This window comes from Nocardioides sp. GCM10030259, assembly GCF_042666375.1.
Taxonomy (GTDB): Bacteria; Actinomycetota; Actinomycetes; order Propionibacteriales; family Nocardioidaceae; genus Nocardioides.
The window spans coordinates 492,907-511,424 of record NZ_JBHTDF010000025.1 but is presented as its reverse complement, the minus strand read 5'-3'; the positions used below and the strand labels follow the sequence as shown (position 1 = coordinate 511,424).

Below are 18,518 nucleotides of genomic sequence, written 5' to 3'. Positions count from 1 at the left end.
AGCGGCCGCCTGCGCCGGTCAGGTGAGCGCGGCCTCGAACGCCGCCGCCACCTCGAGGAGGAACCGGTCGCGGCCATGGGCGGCGACGATCTGGATGCCCACGGGCAGCCCGACGGCGGTGGTGCGGAAGGGGACCGAGATCGCGGGGCAGCCGGTGACGGTGATGAAGTACGCCGCGCGCATCCAGTCGAGGTAGGTGTCCATCGCGCGGCCGTTGATCTCGGTCGGGAACTCCTGGTCGGCCGGGAACGGCGGGACCTGCGACACGGGCAGCACGAGCACGTCGTGCTGCCCGAAGAAGGACCGCATCCGCTCGGAGAGCAGCGTCCGCTGGCCGTAGGCGCGAGCCACGTCGGCGCCGGTCAGCGACTCGCCGGCGCGGATGTTGTCGGCCAGCGACTGCTTGAAGGAGCCGGGGTGCTCGGCCAGCAGCGCGCCGAGCTTCGCCTGGAAGTGCCAGGCGCGCAGGGTGCGGAAGGTGTCGTCGGCCTCGGTCAGGTCCGGGTGCGCGTCGGCGACCGAAGCGCCGGCGCCGGCGAAGACGTCGGCCGACGCGGTCACGATCGCGGCGACCTCCTCGTCGACCAGGAAGGCGCCGCCGAGGTCGACGGAGAGCGCGACCCGCAGCCCGGCGAGCGAGCCGCCGACCGGCGGGGCGAACGCCGAGCCGGGGTCGCCCAGCGCCTGCGGGGCCCGGGCGTCGGGGCCGGCGAGCACCGAGAGGAGCAGGGCCAGGTCCCCGACGTTGCGGGCCATCGGCCCGCCGACCGACGTCGTCTCCCACTGGTTGTAGAGCGGCCACTCGGGCACCCGCCCGAGGGAGGGCCGCAGCCCGACGACACCGCAGAACGACGCGGGGTTGCGCAGCGACCCGCCCATGTCGGACCCGTCGGCGAGCGGGACCATTCCGGCCGCGAGCGCGCACGCCGCTCCCCCGCTCGAGCCGCCGGCGGAGCGGGTCGGGTCGACCGGGTTCAGCGTGGTGCCGAAGACGGTGTTGAACGTGTGGGACCCGGCGGCGAACTCCGGCACGTTCGTCTTGCCGATGGTGACCGCGCCGGCCCGGCGTACCCGCTCCACGAGCAGCTCGTCGCGGTCGGGCACGTGGTCGGCGAAGAGCGGGGAGCCGTACGTCGTGCGCCAGCCGGCCACTGCGTGGGTGTCCTTGAACGCGAACGGCAGCCCGTGCAGCGGCCCCACCTCGGCGCCCGACGCGAGCACCCGGTCGGCGTCCGCGGCAGCGGCGTAGGCCCGGCCCTCGTCGAGGGAGACGATCGCGTTGAGCTGCGGGTTGCGCTCGGCGATCCGGTCGAGGTGCAGGTCGAGCAGCTCGCGCGCCGAGATCTCGCGGCGACGTACGGCGGCGGCCTGATCCCGCGCGGTCGAGTCGACCGAGAACGGCGTGGGGTGACTCATCGGCGCCCGAAGAGCCGCCCGACGACCACGCCGAGCACGACGAGGCCGGCGCCGACGGCGATGCCCTTGATGAAGTCGTCCTGGGAGGAGACCGAGGTCTTCGCGGGCGCCGAGAACACGGCGCCCTGGGACGCTGCGGGGGTCTCGACACCGGTCGGCGCCGGGGCGCCTCCCTGCTCGACCACCGGGGAGGCGATCGCCTTGCCGACGTTGCCGAAGAACTCGCCGGCCATCCGCTTCGACACGCTGGTGAGCATCCGCTGGCCGACGCCGCCGACCATGCCGCCGACGACCGCGTCGGCCTCGTAGGTGATCGCGGTCGTGTCGGGCGACGGCGACGCGAACGCGACCTGGACGGTGGCGTCGATCGTGCCCGGCGCACCGGCCCCGGACAGGCGCATGGTCATGCCCTGGTGCTGCTCGAGGTCCGAGAGCGTGCACTGGCCCTGGTAGGTGCCCTTGATCGCGGCGACGCCGGCGGTGACGGTCATGTCGTAGGCGTTCTCACCCGTGGCGGTCAGCGCGGAGCACCCGGGGATCGTGGCGACCAGCACGCGCGGGTCGAGCAGCGCCTCCCAGACCTTGTCGACGGGCTGCTCGATGACATTGGTACCGCTGATCTTCATGAGTGCTCCTGGCGCAGCGTGAACAGGTCGGACGGGGAGATCGGCATCGCGGTGATCCGGATGCCCTCGGCATCCTCGATCGCGGCGGCGAACACGGCGGCCGACGGGATGACCCCCGCCTCGCCCGCGCCCTTGATGCCGAGCGGGTTGAGCGGCGACGGCGTCTCGAGGTGGTCGATGTCGATGCCGTCGGGGACCTCGGTGACGTAGGGCATCAGGAAGTCCATGAACGACGCGTTGAGCAGCTGCCCCGACTCGTCGTACGCCATCCGCTCGTAGAGCGCTCCCCCGATGCCCTGGGCGACGCCGCCGTGGATCTGGCCCTCGACGATCATCGGGTTGATCAGGTGACCGCAGTCGTGGACGACGGCGTACTTGAGAATCGTGATCTCCGCCGTGTCCGGGTCGGTCTCGACGATCACGGCGTGCATGCCGGAGGCGAACGTCGCCCGCTCGGGCGAGTAGAAGTCCTTGCCCTCGAGGCCGGGCTCGTCGTCCTCGGCGACCGGGGGCTTGCCGGGGTCGCCGACGGAGAACTGGGTCGCGGCCTTCGACGCCTCGTCGAAGGCGTAGCGCAGCGGGTTCGACAGCACCGAGACCGTGCCGAGGTCGATCGACGTGCCGGGCGAGCCCTTCACGGACACCACGCCGTCGACGATCTGGAGGTCCTTCTCGTCGGCCTCGAGCGCCTCGGCGGCGATCTTGAGCGCCTTCTCCTTGGCCCGCTTGGCCGCGAGGTGGATCGCCGAGCCGCTCATCACCGCGGCGCGGGAGGCGAACGTGCCCACGGCGTACGGCATCCGGCGGGTGTCGCCGGTGACGACCTCGACGTCCTCGAACTTCACGCCGAGCTCGTCGGCGACGAGCTGCGCGAAGACGGTCGCGTGGCCCTGGCCCTGCGTGGTCAGGCCGGTCGCCACCTTGACCTTGCCGGAGGTCTCGATGTGCACGTGCGCGCCCTCGTAGGGGCCGACGCCGGTGCCCTCGACGTAGCAGGCGAGGCCGATGCCGACCGTGCGGCCCTGCGCCGCCATCTCGGCCCGGAACGCCGGGAACTCGTCCCAGCCGACCAGCTTCTTGATCTTCTCCAGCGACGCCGGGTAGTCGCCCGAGTCGTACTCGAGCTCGCGGCCGTCCTGGAAGATCAGGCCCTGGTCGTAGGGGAACTCGTCGGGCTGGATGAAGTTGACCGCCCGCACGTCGGCGCGGTCCTTCCCGAGGTACTGCGCGATCGCGTCCATGGTCCGCTCCATCGCGTAGCAGCCCTGCGGGCGGCCGGCGCCGCGGTACGGCGTGACGATCACGGTGTTGGTGTAGAGCGACTCGAAGACGACCCGGTAGTTCTGCGGCTTGTAGGGGCCGAGCAGCTGGGTCGAGGTGATGATCGGGACGATCAGGCCGTACGGCGTGTACGCGCCGTGGTCGTGCCAGAACTCCACGTTCAGGCCGTACAGGCGTCCGTCGTCGTCGAAGCCGACCTCGATGTGCTGCACCTGGCCGCGCTCGTGCGCGGACGAGATGAAGTGCTCGCGGCGGTCCTCGGTGAACTTCACGGTCCGGCCGAGGGCACGGGCCGCCATCGGCACGAGCAGCTCCTCGGGCCACGGGTGGTTGATCTTCACGCCGAAGCCGCCGCCGACGTCGGGGGTGATGACGTCGACCTGGCCGAGGTCGAGGCCCAGCTTGACGGCCACGGCCGCGCGGACGCCGGTCGAGCTCTGCGTGGAGGTCCACAGCTGCAGGCGGTTGAGGTCGGGGTCCCAGCGGGCGACGGTGCCGCGGCCCTCCATCGGCATGCAGGCGCTGCGCTCGATCGTGAGGTCGAGCTCGAGCCGGTGCGGCGCCTTCGCGATGGCGGCGGGCGCGTCGCCGACGTTCTGCTCCATGCGGGCGCCGACGTTGCCGGGCACGTCGTCGTGGACGAGAGACTTCGCCTCGCGGGCCGCGTCGATGCCCACGACCGGGGTCAGGAACTCGTAGTCGACCCGGATCCGGGACACCGCGTCCTCGGCGATGTAGCGGTCGTCGGCCACGACGAAGGCGATCGCCTCGCCGACGTAGTTGACCTCGTCCTTCGCCAGTGCGTACTGGGTGCGGCCGTGGGTAAGCGCGGGGTGCGGGATCAGCAGCGGCAGCGGCTCGGCCATCTGCGGGGTGCACGACGCGAGGTCGTCGTAGGTGTAGACGGCGTGCACGCCCTCGACGTCGAGCACGTCGGCGACGTCGATGTCGACGATGCGGGCGTGCGCGTGCGGGCTCCGCAGGACGGCGGCGTGCAGCACGTCCTGCTCGACGGCGACGTCGTCGACGTACCGGCCCTGGCCGCGCAGGAAGCGCTGGTCCTCGACGCGCTGGACGCCTTGCCCCATCAGCTTGGTCGTCATGACGAGACTCCTTGGTTTCGAGACGGTTGCTGCGCAACCTCCTCAACCAGCGTCGCCGCGCGCTCGACGGCCTTGACGATGTTCTGGTAGCCCGTGCAGCGGCAGAGGTTGCCGGCGACCATGTCGCGGGCCTCCTCGCGGGTCGGGCACGGGTTGTCGCGCAGCCCGGCGGTGATCGTGGTCAGGAAGCCCGGCGTGCAGAAGCCGCACTGCAGGCCGTGGCACTCCGCGAACGCCTGCTGCACCGGGCCGAGCGAGCCGTCCGGGTTGGTGAGGCCCTCGACCGTGGTGATCTCGGCGCCCTGCGCGGAGACCGCGAACATCAGGCACGCGCGCATCGGGCTGCCGTCCACCAGGATCGTGCAGGCGCCGCAGACGCCGTGCTCGCAGCCGACGTGGGTGCCGGTGAGCTCGAGGTCGTGGCGCAACGCGTCCGACAGCAACCGCCGCGCGGGCACCCGGATGTCGTGGGTCGCGCCGTTGACCGTCAGCCGTACGTCGTGGAGCTCCTCGCTCACTGTGCTCCCTCCCGTGCCTTGCGTACCACGCGGCCGGTGAGCACGCGCACCAGCTGGGTGCGGTAGGCGGCGGTGGCATGGATGTCGTCCAGGGGCTCCAGCTGCGCGAGCGCAGCCTCCCCCAAGTCGGCGTCGGCGACGCCGGTCAGGTCGACGACGGTCGGCACGTCGCTGACCGAGAGGTACCCGACCTTCACGGACTCGCCGTCGACGAGCGCGGCCGCGCCCACGAGGGCGTAGTCACCGTGCCGGCGGGCGATCTCCTCGAACGCGACGCCCGCGCCGGGCGCGAGGCCCGGGAAGTACGCCGACAGCGCGATCTCGTCGTGGGCCACCGAGGACTCGAGCGGCCCGACGTACAGCTCGGACGCCGGGATCGTGCGCCGGCCGGCCGGTCCCTCGACCTCGACGGAGCCGCCGAGCAGGGTGAGCACGACCGGCATCTCGGCGGCCGCGTCGGCGTGGACGAGCGAGCCGACGGTGGTGCCGCGGTTGCGGATCGTGGCGTGCGCGACGTGCGCGAGCGCCATCGTGACGAGCGGCTGCACGCGGCGTACGTCGTCGGAGGCCAGGACGGCGGCATGCCGCGCGAGCGCGCCCACGCGCACGCCGCCGTCCGTGACCTCGATGGTGTCCAGGCCCGGGATCGCGTTGATGTCGACGAGCATCGCCGGAGCGGCGAGTCTCATCGAGAGCAACGGGACCAGGCTCTGGCCACCTGCCAGCACCTTGGCGTTCGGCTCGCCGGCCAGGGCCGCTACGGCCTCGGCGACGGTCCCCGGCCGGCGGTAGTCGAACGGTGCTGGCTTCACAGCGCCTTGGTCACCTCATCTGCGCCCCGGTGGTGGTCGGAACGGTTGTGGCCGCGGTTCACCATGTGGAAGAAGACGATCACCATGATCGTGCCCAGCGCGATGCCGCCGAGCTCGAAGTCGTCGGTGATCTCCAGCGTCACGCCGCCGATGCCGGCGATCAGGCCGCCGGCCAGGCCGACCAGGTTGACCGGGTTGCCGAAGTCGACGTTGTTCTCGACCCAGATCTTCGCGCCGACGAGGCCGATCATGCCGTAGAGCACGATCGTGATGCCGCCGAGGACGCCACCCGGGGTGGCGTTGACGATCGCGCCGAACTTCGGGCAGAGCCCGAGCAGGATCGCGACGGCAGCGGCCACGTAGTACGCCGCGGTCGAGTAGACGCGCGTCGCACCCATGACGCCGATGTTCTCGGCGTACGTCGTGGTCGGCGAGCCACCGAACGCACTGGCCAGGGCGGTCGCGGCACCGTCGGCGGCGATGGCCCGGCCCATGTAGGGGTCGAGGTCGTCGCCGGTCATCTCGGCGACCGCCTTGACGTGACCGGTGTTCTCGGCGATCAGCGCGATCACACCCGGGAGGACCAGGAGGATGAACGTCAGCGAGAAGCTCGGCGCGTGGACCACGTCCACGCCGTCGCCGAGGGTGCCACTCGGGAGACCGAACCAGTCGGCCGATCCGACGGCGTCCCACGCCCACAGACGGTCGTGCTCGGTCGCCTCGGTGGCGCCGCCCAGCACGGACGTGATGGGGCCGAAGACCGCGTCGAACAGCCACGAGACCAGGAAGCCGAAGATCAGCGCCAGCAGCACCGCGATCCGGGACCAGAAGCCCGGGAACAAGGTGGCGGCGACGACCATGAACGCCGCGGTGAGGAGCGCGACCCACTGGTCCTGCGGCCAGTAGATGCCGGCCACGACCGGGGCGAGGTTGAAGCCGATCAGCATGACGACCGCGCCGGTGACGGCCGGCGGCAGCAGCTTGTGGATCATGCCGGAGCCACCGAAGTGGACGAGCACGCCGACTGCCAGCAGCACGAGGCCCGAGACCAGGATCGCGCCGGTCACGTCGGCGGAGTCGCCGCCCTGCGCACGGATCGCGGCCACACCGGCCACGAACGAGGCGCTGGTGCCGAGGTAGCTGGGGACCATGTTCTTGGTGACGAGCAGGAACAGGACCGTGCAGATACCGGAGAACATGATCGCGAGGTTGGGATCCAGCCCCATGACCAGCGGGAACACGAACGTCGCGCCGAACATGGCTACGACGTGCTGGGCACCGACGCCCACGGTCTTGCCCCAGGGCAGGCGCTGGCGAGGGCCGACGGCCTCACCGGGTTGGGGGTCGACGACCTCCCACTTGAACATCGACATGGCAGTGCACCCTTTCGGTGTCAGGTCAGGCCCGAGTCCTGCACAACCTATGAGAGCCATGACACACCCTCGACGGCCACAAGTGCCGAAGGAACGCCGCAAGCGCTGGCAGCACTTGTGGTGCGGCGATTCCGGCTCGTGCCGATGGGGATCGGTTGGCGATCAGGCCGCGATCTCCAGCACCCGCAGGGCCACCGCGACGTCGAGCCGGAGGTGCGGGTCGGTCGACAGCGGCCCGAGCAGCCGCTCGAGCTTGGAGACCCGGTAGCGCATCGTGTTGTAGTGGAAGAACTGCATCCGCGCCGCCTCCGCGACGTTGAAGTTCGTGTCGAGCAGCACCTGCAGCGTCTCGCGCAGGTCGGCGGCCTCGGTCGTCTGCTCGGCGAGCGGCCCGAGCACGTCCTCGACGAACGCGCGCAGCTCGGCCGCCCCGGCCGCCGTGTCGGGGATCAGCGCGATCAGTCGGTGCAGCCCGAGCTGGTCGAAGAACGTCGTCGAGCGGCCCCCACTGATCCGTCGGCCGACCTCGACGGCCCGGCGGGCCTGGGCGTACGCCGCCGGCAGGTCCTCGAGCGACGACGCCACCCGGCTCACGCCGACCGAGAACGGGCGGCGTCCGCCCCCGCGGTCGCCGGTCACCGTGGTGACGGCACGGCGTACGACGTCGTGACCGGGCACCGGCTCGTCGCCGGTGCCGGCGCCCACCGGCAGCAGCACGACGACCTCGGTGGAGAGGTCGACGTTGGGGATGCCGTCGCCGATCGAGGCGCAGACCTGCCGCCAGGCGGCCGAGAAGCGCTCCTGCCAGGCCCGGCGCTGGCTGCCCGTGGCCTCCTGCTGCTCGGCCGGGTCGAGCTCGGCGACCACCACGACCACCGGGCGGCCCAGGTCCCAGCCGAAGGTCTGGGCGTGCTCGTCGACGTACGCCGGGTCCTGGGAGCGGCCGCTGCGGCGGAGCAGGACGTCGCGGAGGAAGTCGCCCTGGTACTTGTTCTCGACCGCGGAGACGGCGGCCTCGCGGGTGATCAGCAGCGCGGCGACCGCGGCGGCGCGCTCGAGCGCGTGCACGTCGTCGGCGTTGATCGGCTCGTCGGTGCGCAGGCAGACCAGCCGGCCCAGGTCGGCGCCGCCGGCGGCGACCCGGGAGACGTGCACCGCGCCGGCGCCGACGGCCGTGCCGTGGACGTCGATGCGCTCGACCCGGACCCGCCCGGTCGGGTCGAGCAGGCCGTGCTCGGCGAGCATCTGCTCGCGCTCCGGCGACAGCGCGGCGGCCCGGACCCGGCCGTCGGAGGACGTGAACGCGACGCCCACCCCGAGCACCCGGCTGACCTCAGCAGCGATGCCGTCGAGGTTGCCGCCCTCCAGCACGATCTGGGTCAGCCCGGTGTGCAGCGCGTCGACCCGCGCCAGCGCGGCGCTGGCGAGCTCCTCGCGGTCCCCGCTTATCAAGACTTGCACTCCCTCGGCCTCGTCGTCGGCACAACCTGACATCCCCAAACGGTAATCGCCCCCGCTAGCGTCGTCGGGGTGACCCCCACCCGCGCCGTCCCCTGCAGCGCGCCGCCACGGGTCCAGTCCGTCCTCCGCGCCGCGCCGGACGGCCCCGTGCCGGTGATCCACCGCGGCCGGGACGCGGTCTACGTCGACGTCGCCGGCCAGTGCGTCGCCGTCATCTCGAAGCGCGCCGTCGCGGTCCCGTGCGCGCTGCGCACCGACGCGGCGGCGGTCCCGGAGACCGACACCGCCGACATCGCCGGCGGCGTGCTCCACCTGGTCTCCGGCGACGACCGCGCCGCGATGACCGTCGGGCGGCTGGTCGAGGTGCACGTCCCGCCGCTGGACACCCCGGTGGCCACGCCCGCACCCCCTCCCGGAGACGTGCGGGCGATGGTCGGCCGCGGCGACGGCCTCACGCCGTACGACGACGACGTGCTGTGCGGCTGGCTCGCCGTCCACCGCGCCGCCGGTGTCGAGACGCCCGACGTCGACGCCGACGTCCGGGCCTGCACCGACCGCACCACGCTGCTCTCCGCTGCCCTCCTCGACTGCGCGATGCGCGGCGAGGTCATCCCGGAGTTCTCCCTCTGGCTCGCCGCGCTCGGCACCGACGCCGAGCCCGCGCGGGCCGACGCCCTCGCCGCCCTCGGCCACACGTCCGGCCGCGGGCTGCTGGCGGGCGCCCGCCTCGCCCTCGCCCATCTCTCCCCCACGGAAGGCGCCGCATGAGCACCCCATCGACCTTCAGCCACGTCGAGCTGCGAGCCGGCGCGTACGCCGACTCCGTCACGCTCCTGCAGGTCAGCCGCACCGTCCAGGGGCTCGACGGCGTCGTCGCCGCCCAGGTCGCGATGGCGACCGCCCTCAACGTCGAGGTGCTGACCGAGATGGGCTTCGACGTGCCCACCGAGGCGACCACCAACGACATGGTCGTCGCGCTGCGGCTCGAGTCCGAGGCCGCCCTCGCCGCCGCGATCGCCGGCGTCGACCAGGCGCTGCGCGACGCGAGCCGGCGGGTCGAGGGGCCGACCGAGGTCGCACCCCCGCGCACGACGGCGAGCGCGCTGCGGCGCTCTGCTGGAACCCTGGGCCACGACTCCGTCGCCCTGGTCTCCGTGCCCGGCCCGAGCGCCCTGGTCGAGGCCATGGACGCCGTCGACGCGGGCCGCGACGTGATGGTCTTCAGCGACAACGTGCCGGTCGAGCAGGAGGTCGCGCTCAAGCGCGCGGCGGCGGAGCGCGGCGTGCTCGTCATGGGCCCGGACTGCGGCACCGCCGTCGTCGGTGGGCTCGGGCTCGGCTTCGCCAACGTCGTCTCGCCCGGACCGGTCGGCATCGTCGCCGCCTCCGGCACCGGCTGCCAGCAGCTGCTCGCCCTCCTCGACCACGCGGGCGTCGGCGTCACCTCCGCGCTCGGCGTCGGCGGGCGCGACCTGTCGTCGGAGGTCCGCGGCGCCTCCACCCGCGAGGCGATGCGCCGCCTCGACGAGGACCCGACGGTCGAGCTCATCGTCGTGATCTCCAAGCCCCCCGCCGCCGACGTCGCGACCGAGCTCGAGGCGTACGCCGCGAGCCTGTCGACCCCGGTCGAGTTCGCGCTCCTCGGCGCCGGCCGGCCCGACCTCACGGCGGCTGCGGAGTCGGTGCTGCAGCGGCTCGGCCGCGACGTGCCGGGCTGGCCGGTCGACGGCTCCACCTCGGCATCTGCGTCGGGAGGCGCGCTGCGCGGACTCTTCGTCGGCGGCACGCTGAAGAGCGAGGCGCAGCTGATCGCCGCCCACGTGGTGGGCGACGGCCCGCACACGTTCGTCGACTTCGGCGACGACGAGTACACCTCCGGCCGCGCGCACCCGATGATCGACCCCAGCCTCCGGCTCGAGCACCTCGCGCGCGCCGCCGCCGACCCGGAGACCGCGGTCGTGCTGCTCGACGTGGTGCTCGGCCACGGCGCCGAGGCCGACCCGGCCGCGCTGCTCGCCCCGGCCGTCGCCGCCGTGCAGCGGCCGGTGGTCGTCGCGGTCGTCGGCACCGACGGTGACCCGCAGGGCCGCGCGCGGCAGGTCCGCGCGCTGGTCGACGCCGGCGCCGAGGTGCACCTGTCCAACGCCGGCGCCACGCGCCGCGCCATCGAGCTGATCGGAGACCAGGCATGAGCACCCCCGCATCGATCGTCAACGTCGGGGCCGACCTGCTCGCCGACGCCGTCGCCGACCAGGCCACCCCGGTGACCCGCGTCGACTGGCGGCCGCCGATGACCGGCACCGAGGCCGACCTCGCGACCGTGGCGGCCGACCCGCTGCGCCGTACGGCGAACGAGCGCGCGCTCGCCGCGATGCTCGACGTCACGGCCACCCTCGTCGACGTCGCCCCGGCCTCGGAGGTGCTCGGCCTCCAGCGCGGCGAGTTCCTGCACGCCGGTCCGCCGATCGCGTGGGACCGCGCGTCCGGCCCGCTCAAGGGCGCGCTCATGGGCGGCGCCGCGCTCGAGGGGCTCGTCGAGGACCCGAACGACGCGGTCGCGCTCTTCGCGTCCGGCACGTCGGTGTCGCTGGAGCCGTGCCACCACCGCTCCACGGTCGGCCCGATGGCGGGCGTGGTCACGCCGAGCATGTGGATGTTCGTGCTCGAGGACGCCGCCACCGGCCGGCGTACCTACTGCTCCCTCAACGAGGGCCTCGGCAAGGTGCTGCGGTACGGCGCCTACTCCCCCGAGGTGCTGACCCGGCTGCGCTGGATGGGCGACGTGCTCGGCCCGCTGCTGCAGAAGGCGGTGCGCGCTCAGCTGGATTCCGGGGCAGGCCCCGTCGACGTCACCGGCATCCTCACCCAGATGCTGCAGATGGGCGACGAGGCCCACAACCGCAACCGCGCCGGCACGCTGATGCTGCTCCGCGACCTCTCGCCCGCGATGGTCGCGAGCGGTGCCGACCCGGCCGACGTCGCCGAGGCGCTGCGATTCATCGGCGGCAACGACCACTTCTTCCTCAACCTCGCGATGCCCGCCTGCAAGCTGGCGCTCGACGCGGCCCGCGGCATCGACGGCTCGACGATGGTCGTCGCGATGGCCCGCAACGGCACCGACTTCGGCATCCAGGTCGCCGGCACCGGCGACGAGTGGTTCACCGGACCCGCCCAGCTCGCCGACGGCCTCTTCCTCGGCTCCTACGGGCCCGACGACGCCAACCCCGACATCGGCGACTCGGCGATCACCGAGACCGCCGGCATCGGCGGCTTCGCGATGGCCACCGCCCCCGCGATCGTGCGCTTCGTCGGCGGCTCGGTGCCGGATGCGCTCGCCACCACCCGGCGGATGCACGAGATCACCCTCGGCGAGAACCCGCGCTGGTCGGTGCCCGTGCTCGAGTTCCAGGGCACGCCCACCGGCATCGACGTCTCGAAGGTGTGCCGCACCGGCATCCTCCCGCAGATCAACACCGGCATGGCCGGCAAGGTCGCGGGCGTGGGCCAGGTCGGCGCCGGGCTCGTCACGCCGCCGGCCGAGATCTTCCCGAAGGCGCTGGCCCGGCTGGCGGAGCGGACCCGCGAGCGGGCCTAGCGGCTGGCGGCCCTCTGGTAGAGCCGGATCGACATCGGCACGAAGACGGCCAGGATGATCACGACCCAGATCAGCGTGTAGGCCACCGGGTGCTGCATCGACCACGTGTCGGGGACCGGGGCGGACGGGTCGACGTTGCCGAAGAGCTCGCGGGCGGCCTGGGTGACCGACGAGACCGGGTTCCAGTTGGCGAAGGTCTCGAGCGGGCCCGGGAGGGTGCTGGTCGAGACGAACGTGTTGGCGCAGAAGGTCAGCGGGAAGATGACGATGAACGAGGCGTTGTTGACGACCTCGGGCGTGCGGACCGTGAGCGCGACCGCGGCCATGATCCACGAGATCGCGAACGCGAACAGCAGGATCAGCGCGTACGCCGCGAGCGCCTCGAACACGGACGTGCGGATCCGCCAGCCGACGATCAGGCCGGTCAGGCTCATCACGAACAGGCTGACCACGTTGATGCCGATGTCGGCGACCGTGCGGCCGACCACCACCGACGACGTCGACATCGGCAGCGAGCGGAAGCGGTCGATGATCCCCTTCTGGAGGTCCTCGGCGAGGCTGTAGCCGGTGAAGGTCGCGCCGAAGACGACCGTCTGCACGAAGACGCCGGCAATCAGGAACTCGCGGTAGCTGACGCCGGTGTCCTGGGTGCCGATCGCGCCGCCGAAGACGTAGGCGAACAGCAGCACGAACATGATCGGCGACAGCGTGGTGAAGACCAGCACGTCGGGCACCCGCAGGATCTTGCGCAGGTTGCGGTTGGTGATGACGACGGCGTCGCCCACGGCCTCGGTCATGGTGGACATCAGGCCACTCCCTCCTGCTCCGACGCGTCTTCGGAATCCTCGTCGGCCTCCTCGGCCTCCGCGTGGTGGCCGGTCAGCGACATGAACACGTCGTCGAGCGTCGGTCGGCGCAGGCCGGCCTCGAGGACCTCGACCCCGGCCCGGTCGAGCCGGTCCAGCAGCACTCGCAGGTCCTTCGCCCCGCCGTCGACCGGCACGGTGACGCGGCGGTCGCGCTCGTCGACGGAGGGTTCGTCGATGCAGAGCAGCGCGGCCTCGCGCCGCGCGGGCTCGAGGTGGGCACGGGTCGCGACGACGACCTCGAGGCGCTCGCCGCCCACCTGGGACTTCAGCTCGTCGGCCGTGCCGAGCGCGATCACCCGGCCCTGGTCGATGACCGCGATCCGGTCGGCCAGCCGGTCGGCCTCCTCGAGGTACTGCGTCGTCAGCAGCAGCGTGGTGCCCTCGCGGACGAGGTCCTCGATCACGTCCCACATGCCGACCCGGCCGCGCGGGTCGAGGCCGGTGGTCGGCTCGTCGAGGAAGAGCACGGGCGGCCGGGCGACCAGCGCGCCCGCGAGGTCGAGGCGGCGGCGCATCCCGCCGGACCAGCCCTTGACGACCCGCTCGGCCGCGTGCGCGAGGTCGAACTGCTCGAGGAGCTCGCGCGCCCGGGCCCGGCTGGCGGTCGCGCCGAGGTGGTAGAGCCGGCCGACCATGTCGAGGTTCTCGAACCCGGTGAGGTGCTCGTCGACCGCGGCGTACTGCCCCGACACCCCGATCCGGCGCCGCAACTCCTTGGGCCGGGCGAGCACGTCGACCCCGGCGACCTCGGCCTGGCCGCTGTCGGGCTGCAGCAGCGTGGTCAGCACCCGGACGGTCGTCGTCTTGCCGGCGCCGTTGGGGCCGAGCAGCCCCATCACCGTGCCCTGCTCGACCTCCAGGTCGAGACCGTCGAGCGCGACGACGTCGCCGTACTTCTTCACGAGTCCGGTGGCTTGGATGGCGAGCGGCATGACTTCACTCTGAACCACGCCACCGACAGTGGACCACCGACTTAGGTCTGCACGGGCTCCGGAGGGCGCCAGAACGCCTGACGGAGGTCGACGTTGCCCGACGGCCGCAGCGCCGTGCCCTCCTCGAGGTACGCCTGCCGGGCCTCGCCCTGGTGACTCGGCGGCAGCGACCCGTCGGCCCGGACCACGCGCCACCACGGCACCGGTCCGCCGTGGTTGGCCATCACGGTGCCCACGAGCCGCGGCCCGCCGCCGCCGACCACGGCGCCGACGACCTCGGCGATGGCGCCGTACGTCGTGACCCGGCCGCGCGGCACCGACTCGACGCACCGGAGCACGAGCTCGACGTACCTCTCGTGGTCGAGGCTCACTCGACGTCCCCCTGACGGGACCCCGTGGTCAGGGCCACGCCCGCCGCGACCGTGACGACGAGGCCGGCGGCGACGCCGACCACCCAGACGCCGGGCTGGGCCGGCTCGCCCCGCAGCAGCAGCGCGAGGGCCCAGACCAGTGGCACGGACACCAGCAGCAGCGCACCTCGCATCGCCCAGAGGCGCACCAGCGCGGGGTCGACCGGCATCTCGCCGGGACCGTACGACGTCAGCACCGCGGCGACGTGGGAGACCACCAGCGCGGCCGCGGCGACGAGGACCGCCGGGTGCAGTCCGTCGTCGAGGCCGAGCGCCCACCAGACGAGCACGACCAGCATCGTCGTCGCGCCGACCGCCGTCTCGGGGAAGGCCGCGAAGCCGCCCGCGAGCCCGACGACGACCGCGATCATCCACCACGGTGGCCAGTGCCCGGCCGGCCCGCCGGCCAGCACGGCGACGACCGGTCCCAGCAGCACGACCACGCGCAGCACCAGCTGGCTGCGGGAGAGCTCGCCGAGCTCGATCATCGCGACACCACCCGCGGCAGCTGGGCCCGCCGGGCCAGGCGGCGGAGCACGTCGTCGATCGTGCCGGGGCCGCGCCAGGGCACGACCGGGCAGCCGAGGCCGGCGAGCCGCTGCAGCACCACGGACCGCTCGAGGACCCGCATCCGCCAGGCCAGGCCGGCGACGGCCGGGTCGGTCCCGTCGCCGACGGCGGGGCGCACGTCGGCGGGCAGCGTGTCCACGACGAGCACGGGCACCCCGCGCCGGGTGAGGGTCGCGGCGACGGTGCCGATCGACTCGGCGAGCATCGGCGACAGCACGACCACGATGGTCCCCGCGGTGACGCCCAGCTGCAGCACACCGGTGTCGGGCTCGCTCCCCACCTCGCCCAGCCGCACCCCGGCGAGCGTGTGCTGCAGCTGCCGCAGGTGTCGCGTGCCGGTGCCGTAGCCGACCATCTCCCGCCCGCGGCCGACCACGCGCAGCGCCACCCGGTCGCCCGTGCGCACGTGGTGCTCGGCGATCGCGGACGCCGCGCGCACGGAGAGGTCCAGGCTGCTCGAGGCACCGTCGATGCCGCCGGACGCGCCGTGGTCGGCCAGCGCGTCCACCACCAGCAGCACGCCGCTGTCCTCCTCGGCACGGGTGCTGACGACGTGGAGGTCGCCGGTGCGCAGCGAGACCCGCCAGTTCACCCGGCGCAGTCGGTCACCCGGCAGGAACGGCCGGATCCCGGCCAGCTCGGTGCCCCCGCCGGGGCGCCGCGACCGGTGCGCGCCGACGAGGCCCAGAGGTTGCGGGGCCTCGGCCCGCGAGTCGTACGCCGACGTCGCCGGGAGCACCCGCACCTGCTGGCCGCTGAGCAGCACCGGCCCGTACCGGTAGCCAGCCCACGGAGTCGTCAGCGCGACCCTCTCCTCGCCGACGATCCGCCGGCCCCAGCGGCGCGGGCTGACCTCGATGAGCGGGGCGGGACCGGTCGGCCCCTCGAGCAGGACGCCGACCTGGCCGTGGTGGGGCCGCATCGCGACGTACGGCGGGTGGCCGCTCGCGCGGGTCAGGTACTCCGCGTCGTCGGCTCCCGCGACCACCATCCGCGACGTGGTGCCCTGGCCCTCGTGCAGGCTGCCGTGGTCGAGGCGGGCGCTGACGGTCGGGGTGGTGGTCGGCCGGTGCAGGAGGCCGAGGGTCGCGATCGCCACGAACGGCACTCCGATCACCAGCAGCGACGCGTCGCCGAGCAGCAACGCGCCGCAGACCGCGATCGCCGCGACGACGACGGCGCGGCCCAGGGCGCCCGTGGGGCGCCAGGCTGCGTCGGGGTCGGTCATCGCGGACTCAGCGCCGGTCGAGGGTGGCGGGCGTGGGGACCTTGGTGAGCACGGCGTCGACGACGCTCCGGCCGCTCACGTCGGACATCCAGAGCTCGGGCCGCACGGTGATGCGGTGGGCCATGACGGGCCGCGAGACGGCCTTCACGTCCTCGGGGATCACGTAGTCCCTCCCCCGGAGCACCGCGAACGCGCGGGCGGCGAGCACCAGACCGAGCGAGCCGCGGGGCGAGGCGCCCGTGAGCACGTCGGAGTGGGTGCGGGTGGCGGTGGCGAGCTCGACGCAGTAGCGGCCGACGCTCTCGTCGACCGTGACGGTCTCGACCGCGGCCTGCATGGCCAGCAGCCCGGCAGCGTCGGTGACCCGCTCGAGCTCGACTTCCTCCTGCCGACGCTGGAGGCGCCGCGTGAGGACCGTGTACTCCTCGCCCGGCGAGGGGTAGCCGAAGCTGACCCGCAGGAGGAAGCGGTCGAGCTGGGCCTCGGGCAGCGGATAGGTGCCTTCGTACTCGATCGGGTTCGCGGTCGCGAGCACGTGGAAGGGCGCCGGCAGCGGGAACGTCTCGCCCTCGACGGTGACCTGGCGCTCCTGCATCGCCTCGAGCAGGGCGGCCTGGGTCTTCGGTGGCGTGCGGTTGATCTCGTCGGCGAGCAGCAGCCCGGTGAAGAGCGGGCCTGGCCGGAAGTCGAAGCGTGCCTCGCGCTGGTCGTAGACGAACGAGCCCGTGAGGTCGGCCGGCAGCAGGTCCGGGGTGAACTGCGCCCGTCGGAACTCCAGGCCGAGCGCCTGCGCGAACGACCGTGCCGCGAGCGTCTTGCCCAGGCCCGGGTAGTCCTCGAGCAGCACGTGTCCCTTGGCGAGCACGGCCGCCAGCACGAGCATGAGCGCCTCGCGCTTGCCGACGATCGCCTTCTCGACCTCGGCCAGCACGTGGCCGGCGAGCTCGGCGGCGTCGCGGACGCTCAGGGGTTCGGCGGTGGACTGGGTCATCGTCACAGCTCCTCGATGGCGGTCAGGCAGCGGTCGATCTCGGCGCGGGCGAGTCGCCGCGGCGGTCCGGAGAGTACGTCGCGCAGCGTCGGGTCGAGCAGCGCGGCGGCCTCGGGGTCGTCGCGGCGGAGCCCGTGCCGCTGGCGCAGCACCTGGTCGGTCAGCAGCGCGAGCCGGTCACGCAGGGCGTGCTCGGCGGTGCGCGCCGACAGGTGGGCCTCGATGAGCGCGACGTACCGCACCAGGCGCGGGTCGCCGCTGTCGCGGACCGACGGCCGTTCGACGTCGACGCCCCACGACGGCTCCGTGCCGCCGAGCGCGTCGAGCACCAGCCCGAGCAGGGCGGTGCAGACCGCGACCAGGAGGGCCAGGCGCAGCGGGTCGGGGTCGGCGTCGATCGCGGTGAGCAGCACCTCGAAGCCGAGGAAGGCGGCCGCCGCGCCGATGACCCGCGGCCCCCAGCGGCCCCTCATGCGGGTGCCCGGGCGGGTGGCCGGATGGTCCGGTGGATCTCGTCGAGCGCCGCGAGCGCCGCGGACCGGTCGTCCTCGGTGAGGTCGTGCTCGGAGAACCGCGCCTCGCGGTAGAGCCCGGCGAGGCGGTTGACGGCCGCCGTGTCGGCCGCGACCAGGTCGAGGATGCGCAGGGTGTACTCGGAGGACGTCTCCCACTCGTGCCGCGCCATGCCGGCGGCGGCCCCGGTGATCTCGAACCGGTGCCAGCACGCCACGACGGCGTTGCGCGGCGTGCCGCCGCCCAGCAGGCCGCGCTGCGCGTCGGCGTCCGCCAGCAGGTCGCGGGCGACGGCGTCGGCGGGCTCGATGACGTCGAACTCCTCGCCGCCGAGCGCCTCCTCCCGCGCGATCCGGCGACGCCGCTCGAGCCGGGCGCGCCGCGCCCATCGCGTCAGCCGGACCACCAGGAAGATCGCGAGGATGCCCGCCGCGACGTTGAGGATCAGCGCCAGGACGCGCAGCAGCCCCTCGTTGTGGGGCGGCTGCTCGTCGTCCTCGTCCGTCTGCTCGGGCTGCGCCTCCGGCCCGACCCCGTCGTCCGCGGACGGGGACGCGCTGGTGTCCGGCCGCCAGCCGTCGCCCTCGAGCACGTCGCTGGGCCCGATCGTGGCGGCCCAGGTGACCAGCAGCACGGCGAGCACCACGCCCGCCGTCACCAACGCCACGGCCAGGGGGCCGGTACGCCGTGCGGTCATGCGCGGAAACCTACCCGGCGCCCCCGTCCGTGTGCGCGGATCCCGAGGTCACATCGCGGTCACGATGTGCGCTCAGAGGACCGGGTCGAACGGCTCCGTCCCGTTCACCAGCTGCAGCCCGGC

18 protein-coding genes are annotated in these 18,518 nt (G+C 73.3%); 3 read left to right on the top strand and 15 right to left on the bottom strand.

The features are described from left to right. Nucleotides 1–18: 18 nt before the first annotated feature. The 7 genes from ACFQQI_RS21905 to ACFQQI_RS21875 form a co-directional block, all read right to left on the bottom strand. A complete protein-coding gene (locus ACFQQI_RS21905; RefSeq protein WP_378568562.1) occupies nt 19–1,416 on the bottom strand; it encodes an amidase in 1,398 nt (465 codons plus the stop codon). After that, nucleotides 1,413–2,042 carry a carbon monoxide dehydrogenase subunit G gene (locus ACFQQI_RS21900; protein ID WP_378568560.1) on the bottom strand — a complete coding sequence of 210 codons (630 nt, stop codon included), beginning with the start codon at nt 2,040–2,042 and terminating at the stop codon, nt 1,413–1,415. The genes ACFQQI_RS21905 and ACFQQI_RS21900 overlap by 4 nt, the downstream gene beginning before the upstream one ends. After that, nucleotides 2,039–4,426: an aerobic carbon-monoxide dehydrogenase large subunit gene (cutA, locus tag ACFQQI_RS21895; protein ID WP_378568558.1), complete on the bottom strand. Its 2,388-nt coding sequence runs from the start codon at nt 4,424–4,426 to the stop codon at nt 2,039–2,041. Before cutA ends, ACFQQI_RS21900 begins: the two co-directional genes overlap by 4 nt. Further along, nucleotides 4,423–4,944, bottom strand: a complete 522-nt coding sequence (locus tag ACFQQI_RS21890; protein ID WP_378568556.1) for a (2Fe-2S)-binding protein — start codon at nt 4,942–4,944, stop codon at nt 4,423–4,425. The genes cutA and ACFQQI_RS21890 overlap by 4 nt, the downstream gene beginning before the upstream one ends. Further along, a complete protein-coding gene (locus ACFQQI_RS21885; protein WP_378568554.1) occupies nt 4,941–5,756 on the bottom strand; it encodes an FAD binding domain-containing protein in 816 nt (271 codons plus the stop codon). The genes ACFQQI_RS21890 and ACFQQI_RS21885 overlap by 4 nt, the downstream gene beginning before the upstream one ends. Further along, nucleotides 5,753–7,129 (bottom strand): uracil-xanthine permease family protein, encoded by a 1,377-nt coding sequence (locus ACFQQI_RS21880; protein ID WP_378568552.1) that lies wholly within the window; start codon nt 7,127–7,129, stop codon nt 5,753–5,755. The genes ACFQQI_RS21885 and ACFQQI_RS21880 overlap by 4 nt, the downstream gene beginning before the upstream one ends. 162 nt (nt 7,130–7,291) lie before the next feature. Continuing rightward, the gene (locus ACFQQI_RS21875) at nt 7,292–8,581 is read right to left on the bottom strand and encodes a PucR family transcriptional regulator (RefSeq protein ID WP_378568550.1); all 1,290 of its coding nucleotides are present in this window, start codon (nt 8,579–8,581) and stop codon (nt 7,292–7,294) included. A gap of 78 nt (nt 8,582–8,659) precedes the next feature. Here ACFQQI_RS21875 and ACFQQI_RS21870 point away from each other — a divergent pair, with 78 nt between their 5' ends. From ACFQQI_RS21870 to ACFQQI_RS21860, 3 genes are read left to right on the top strand one after another with little or no spacing between them, the layout of a single operon-like run. After that, on the top strand, nt 8,660–9,358 hold the full coding sequence (locus ACFQQI_RS21870) for a DUF2877 domain-containing protein (RefSeq protein WP_378568548.1): 699 nt from the start codon (nt 8,660–8,662) through the stop codon (nt 9,356–9,358). Further along, the gene (locus tag ACFQQI_RS21865) at nt 9,355–10,782 is read left to right on the top strand and encodes an FdrA family protein (protein WP_378568546.1); all 1,428 of its coding nucleotides are present in this window, start codon (nt 9,355–9,357) and stop codon (nt 10,780–10,782) included. The genes ACFQQI_RS21870 and ACFQQI_RS21865 overlap by 4 nt, the downstream gene beginning before the upstream one ends. Further along, nucleotides 10,779–12,185, top strand: coding sequence for a DUF1116 domain-containing protein (locus tag ACFQQI_RS21860; protein WP_378568544.1), 1,407 nt, complete (start codon nt 10,779–10,781; stop codon nt 12,183–12,185). Before ACFQQI_RS21865 ends, ACFQQI_RS21860 begins: the two co-directional genes overlap by 4 nt. Here ACFQQI_RS21860 and ACFQQI_RS21855 read toward each other — a convergent pair. The 8 genes from ACFQQI_RS21855 to ACFQQI_RS21820 are packed head-to-tail and all read right to left on the bottom strand — an operon-like array spanning nt 12,182 to nt 18,395. Next, entirely contained in the window at nt 12,182–12,991 is an 810-nt protein-coding gene (locus ACFQQI_RS21855) for an ABC transporter permease (RefSeq protein WP_378568542.1), read from the bottom strand. The two genes, ACFQQI_RS21860 and ACFQQI_RS21855, sit on opposite strands and share 4 nt — an antisense overlap. Beyond that, the gene (locus ACFQQI_RS21850; protein WP_378568540.1) at nt 12,991–13,986 is read right to left on the bottom strand and encodes an ATP-binding cassette domain-containing protein; all 996 of its coding nucleotides are present in this window, start codon (nt 13,984–13,986) and stop codon (nt 12,991–12,993) included. Before ACFQQI_RS21850 ends, ACFQQI_RS21855 begins: the two co-directional genes overlap by 1 nt. Nucleotides 13,987–14,027: 41 nt before the next feature. After that, entirely contained in the window at nt 14,028–14,357 is a 330-nt protein-coding gene (locus ACFQQI_RS21845; protein ID WP_378568538.1) for an MGMT family protein, read from the bottom strand. Continuing rightward, nucleotides 14,354–14,884, bottom strand: a complete 531-nt coding sequence (locus ACFQQI_RS21840) for a hypothetical protein (RefSeq protein ID WP_378568536.1) — start codon at nt 14,882–14,884, stop codon at nt 14,354–14,356. The genes ACFQQI_RS21845 and ACFQQI_RS21840 overlap by 4 nt, the downstream gene beginning before the upstream one ends. Then, complete coding sequence (locus ACFQQI_RS21835) at nt 14,881–16,194, bottom strand: DUF58 domain-containing protein (RefSeq protein WP_378568534.1); 1,314 nt, start codon at nt 16,192–16,194, stop codon at nt 14,881–14,883. Before ACFQQI_RS21835 ends, ACFQQI_RS21840 begins: the two co-directional genes overlap by 4 nt. Nucleotides 16,195–16,201: 7 nt before the next feature. After that, complete coding sequence (locus ACFQQI_RS21830) at nt 16,202–17,185, bottom strand: AAA family ATPase (protein ID WP_378568532.1); 984 nt, start codon at nt 17,183–17,185, stop codon at nt 16,202–16,204. A 2-nt stretch (nt 17,186–17,187) separates the two neighbouring features. Next, entirely contained in the window at nt 17,188–17,658 is a 471-nt protein-coding gene (locus tag ACFQQI_RS21825; protein ID WP_378568530.1) for a hypothetical protein, read from the bottom strand. Next, nucleotides 17,655–18,395: a DUF4129 domain-containing protein gene (locus tag ACFQQI_RS21820; RefSeq protein WP_378568528.1), complete on the bottom strand. Its 741-nt coding sequence runs from the start codon at nt 18,393–18,395 to the stop codon at nt 17,655–17,657. Before ACFQQI_RS21820 ends, ACFQQI_RS21825 begins: the two co-directional genes overlap by 4 nt. Nucleotides 18,396–18,518: the final 123 nt, after the last annotated feature.